The following is a 3,719-nucleotide window of genomic DNA, read 5'->3' as shown; positions in this document are numbered from 1 at the left end:
GGGCCACGGCCAGGATCACCCCGCCACGGGCCGAGCCGTCCAGCTTGGTCACCGCCAGGCCGGTCAGCGTCACCGCCTGATTGAATTCCCGCGCCTGGGCAATGGCATTCTGCCCGGTACTGCCGTCCAGGACCAGCAACACCTCATGGGGGGCATCCGGCATCACCCGGGTAATTACCCGCTTGACCTTGCGCAGTTCATCCATCAGCCCGGATTGGGTGTGCAGGCGCCCGGCGGTATCAATCAGCAGAACATCCACACCGCGGGAGCTGGCAGACTGCACCGCATCATGGGCCACGGCGGCCGAATCCGCCCCGGTGGCGTGAGCGATTACCGGCACATCATTGCGCTCACCCCAGGTTTGCAGCTGTTCCACCGCCGCCGCGCGGAAGGTATCGCCCGCCGCCAGCATGACCGAGCGCCCTTCGTCACGGTAACGGCGCGCCAGTTTCCCGATGGTCGTGGTCTTGCCGCTGCCGTTGACCCCAACCACCAGAATCACGAAGGGACCGTCACCCTCATGAACCGGCTCCAGTGGCGCATCCACGGGATCCAGAATCGCCCGAATCTCCGCCTCCAATCCGGCCAGCAATTGCTCCCGGTCGGACAACGCCTTGCGATCCAGCCGCTCGTGCAGGCCATCCATGATCTGCTGGGTCGCCGAGACCCCGACATCGGCCATCAGCAGCCGCGTCTCGATCTCTTCCAGCGTCTCCTCATCCGGCGGCCCGGACCCTGGCAACAGCTCGCTGAGGTCGCGGGTAAGCACTGAATCGCCTTTGTTCAGGCGTTCGCGCAGTATCTGAAAAAAACCTTTCTTCTCGCTCATTGAGGATGGCCGCTTCTGGGTCCGGACAAAGCCGCTATCGTATCAAAAAGCAGCCACGGGTAAGGGCCACGAAAAATCTTTGCCCACCCGTAGGAGCGGATTCATCCACGATAAAGCCTCCTGCCAGGCCCTTTGACCAATCGCGGATGAATCCGCTCCTACGGATCATAACTACCAAAAAAAAGGCGACCCGAAGGCCGCCTTTCCCGTCAGCTTGAAACAGCCAACTCACTCAACCACATCAATCCCCGCACAGGCATCCGGTGCCTGGGGATGGCTGCCGTCCACATCAATGGCGGGCAGACCCATGTCCGCGGCAATGATGTAGGAGAAGGTGTGGTACTGAATGGCAAAGAAAGCACAGATGCTTTCAATGTCATCCGCACCCGGCTGCAGCAGCGAGCCGTGGTTGCCGGCGATGTAGCGAACAATGCCGCTGCCGCCACCTTCCACATTATCGGCGTTGCTGCTGACCTGGGTCAGATCCACGGTGTCGGCCAGATACTGGGTGGCGCTGTTGGGCACCACGGAATCACCGTCCACCTCGATCATGAAGACATTGCTGTCCTGGGCGCCGGCGCCGTAATTGGCCGGGTCACCCGCATCGATCACCGACTGGGCCTGGCGGAAGAAGTTCTCGAACAGCGGCTGCCCGGGCTGCAAGTTGGGGTTCTGCTCCCGCAGGCCGGCACGGATCCGTGGGCCAAAGGTGGGCGAATCCTGCAACAGGTCGGTAATCATGCCACCGGGCATGGCCAGCACCGAAGCACCAACACTATCGTCCAGGCTGGTGAAGCTGGTACCGGCGATGCCACCCAGGGAGTGACCGACGAAGAACTTGCGGTCGGCATCCAGCGGCAGGAATTGCGGCCCGTCGCCCTCGTCAGCCAGATTGGCGATGGTGCCCACGGTCTGGGACAGATGCAGCAGATCGGCCACCGACTGGCGCAGATTGTCGCGACTGCTCAGCGTGCTGGCAATGTTGATGTAGTGGTCGCCGGAGTCGTCGAAGGCACCGCCGGCTTCCAGTACATCAGCGGGGTCGGAGGGCTCGCCATCGACCATGTAGAAGTGCCGTTCCCGAACGCCCATTTCATACAGCGGGCTTTCCGGGCCAACGAAGAGCGGGCTGCTCGGGTCGACAATGCCGTGCAGGGGGTGATCAATGGCCACCATGGCATAGCCCTGGCAGCCGAAGGCATCGGCCAGACCCAGGGTCTGACTGCGGTTGCCGGTAATACCATGCTGGAACATCACCACCGGCCAGCCGTCGGCCGGCACATCATCCGCCGGACATTCGGGCGACATCCGCGCCGCCTCACTGGGCACGGTCACGAACAAGGGCACCCGCAGATCGTCCCGCACCTCCGGCATGGGGTTGAAACGGGTCAGGGCAGCACCGTCCTCGGCGGTCCAATAGCCACTCAGGGGGTTATCCGCGTCGTGGTAGTAGGGCACGGTGGTGAAACCCACCCAGATCTCGGCCAGACCCGCCAGATCCGGATTGGCATCGTCGCTGTCCAGTCCGGTGGGCAGGGCCCCCGCTTCCTGCGGGCTGGCACTATCCGCCACCAGTTCCAGGCTGGAAGTGGCCGACTGAGTCTGGAAGGTCCAGATCACGGCAATCTCCTCGCCCTCATAGCCGAGGCCGAAGGGAATCGGCGCGGTGGCGGCCTGCAGGGCCGGCTGCAGCGCCTGACGGACCTGCTCCAGGGTGGGATCGTCCAATTCCTGATCGGCCAGGGCAGCGTCCCGCACCGTCTCGAACTGTCTGGAAGGCGCCAGCGACTGACCGGTGGTGCTCTCAAGGCCGCTGGTCAGCAGGGCCATGTAGCGGGAAGGCACCGGGTTGCCGTCGCCGTCCACCTGATCACTGCCCAGCGGACGCAGGGGGCGGAAGAACATCCGCATCCGCGCATCATGCTGCACATCAGAGACCACAACCTCGTAATCCTCGCCGGGGACCAGGACCTGCGGGTCCTCCGGATTGGTGACATCGACCATCACCACATTGCCCGGATCGGTCGGAGCCCAGTACTGGATGGAGTTACCGTCAATGGCATCGGTGGTCTTCACATAGGCCGAGGCGGTATTGGAAAAGCCATCCAGCATGTTCATGGCGGCCAGGGGATTGCCGAGATCCGTCTCGTCCGAGACCACAATATTCAGAGTCCCGTCCTCGCTCCCCGCCAGATAGAGATCGTTGCCGAAGGGCAGGACCTGGGCGGTGGCCACGAACTCGGCCTTGAAGCCATCGGACGGATTCTGTTCGGGATCGGTACTCTCGGAATCGGAAACGAAGCAGGCACCCAGGCCAAGGGCCGGGACCAGTGCTGCGACAGGCAAGACACGTTTCAACATTTTTTATTCCTCCAGGGCGAAAACGCCAGGCTGGGCATGGGCCCGTATGGAGCGCCGTAACCCAGTCGCATACCATGACCGGAATTCGGTATGACGGGGCTCCTTCTGATCCCATCGGCTGTTGTTGTCATGAGACGACAGCGGATGGGCCCGTCAGAGAACGGCAAACCGGCCTGTTATTTGACAACACACCGGTAACTATAGGTAGGTGTGCGCTTTCAAACAAGCGTACGACCCCAGTTGGGAGCAGGAAAATGAAACGGCGCAGACAATCCGCCCGTGGAGGCGGCCCCCGCAACCGGCTTCGGCTCATTGGCGGGCGCTGGCGCGGCCGGCGATTGAGTTTCCCGGAAAGCGGCGGTGTGCGTCCCAGTCCGGATCGGGTGCGCGAAACCCTGTTCAATTGGCTGGGCCCCGAGTTAGTCGGGGCTCGAGTCGTGGACCTGTTCGCCGGCACCGGCGCGCTGGGCCTGGAGGCCCTGTCGCGGGGCGCGGCCTCGGTGCTGTTCGTGGAGCGGGATCGTCACCT

3 protein-coding genes are annotated in these 3,719 nt (G+C 63.2%); 1 reads left to right on the top strand and 2 read right to left on the bottom strand.

What is annotated here, in order from left to right; all coding sequences use genetic code 11:
• A partial coding sequence (gene ftsY, locus ACJWXQ_RS11730) for a signal recognition particle-docking protein FtsY (RefSeq protein WP_406672868.1) occupies window positions 1–829 on the bottom strand: 829 nt, incomplete at its 3' end.
• A 228-nt stretch (window positions 830–1,057) separates the two neighbouring features.
• The gene (locus tag ACJWXQ_RS11725) at window positions 1,058–3,190 is read right to left on the bottom strand and encodes a hypothetical protein (protein ID WP_346052156.1); all 2,133 of its coding nucleotides are present in this window, start codon (window positions 3,188–3,190) and stop codon (window positions 1,058–1,060) included.
• Between the two features lie 254 nt (window positions 3,191–3,444).
• Between ACJWXQ_RS11725 and ACJWXQ_RS11720 the strand changes: the two genes are divergently transcribed.
• The coding region (locus ACJWXQ_RS11720) for an RsmD family RNA methyltransferase (RefSeq protein ID WP_406672867.1) at window positions 3,445–3,719 on the top strand (275 nt) is incomplete at its 3' end.

Origin of the sequence: Natronospira sp. (assembly GCF_007134575.1) — a bacterium.
Lineage (GTDB): Bacteria > Pseudomonadota > Gammaproteobacteria > Natronospirales > Natronospiraceae > Natronospira > Natronospira elongata.
Note: the sequence above shows the minus strand (reverse complement) of the source record. Positions and strands in the feature narration are given on the sequence as shown.

What these genes read in the sequence shown, in the direction of transcription:
- ACJWXQ_RS11725 (WP_346052156.1), bottom strand. Translation starts at nt 3,190, where the DNA reads ATGTTGAAACGTGTCTTGCCTGTCGCAGCACTGGTCCCGGCCCTTGGC.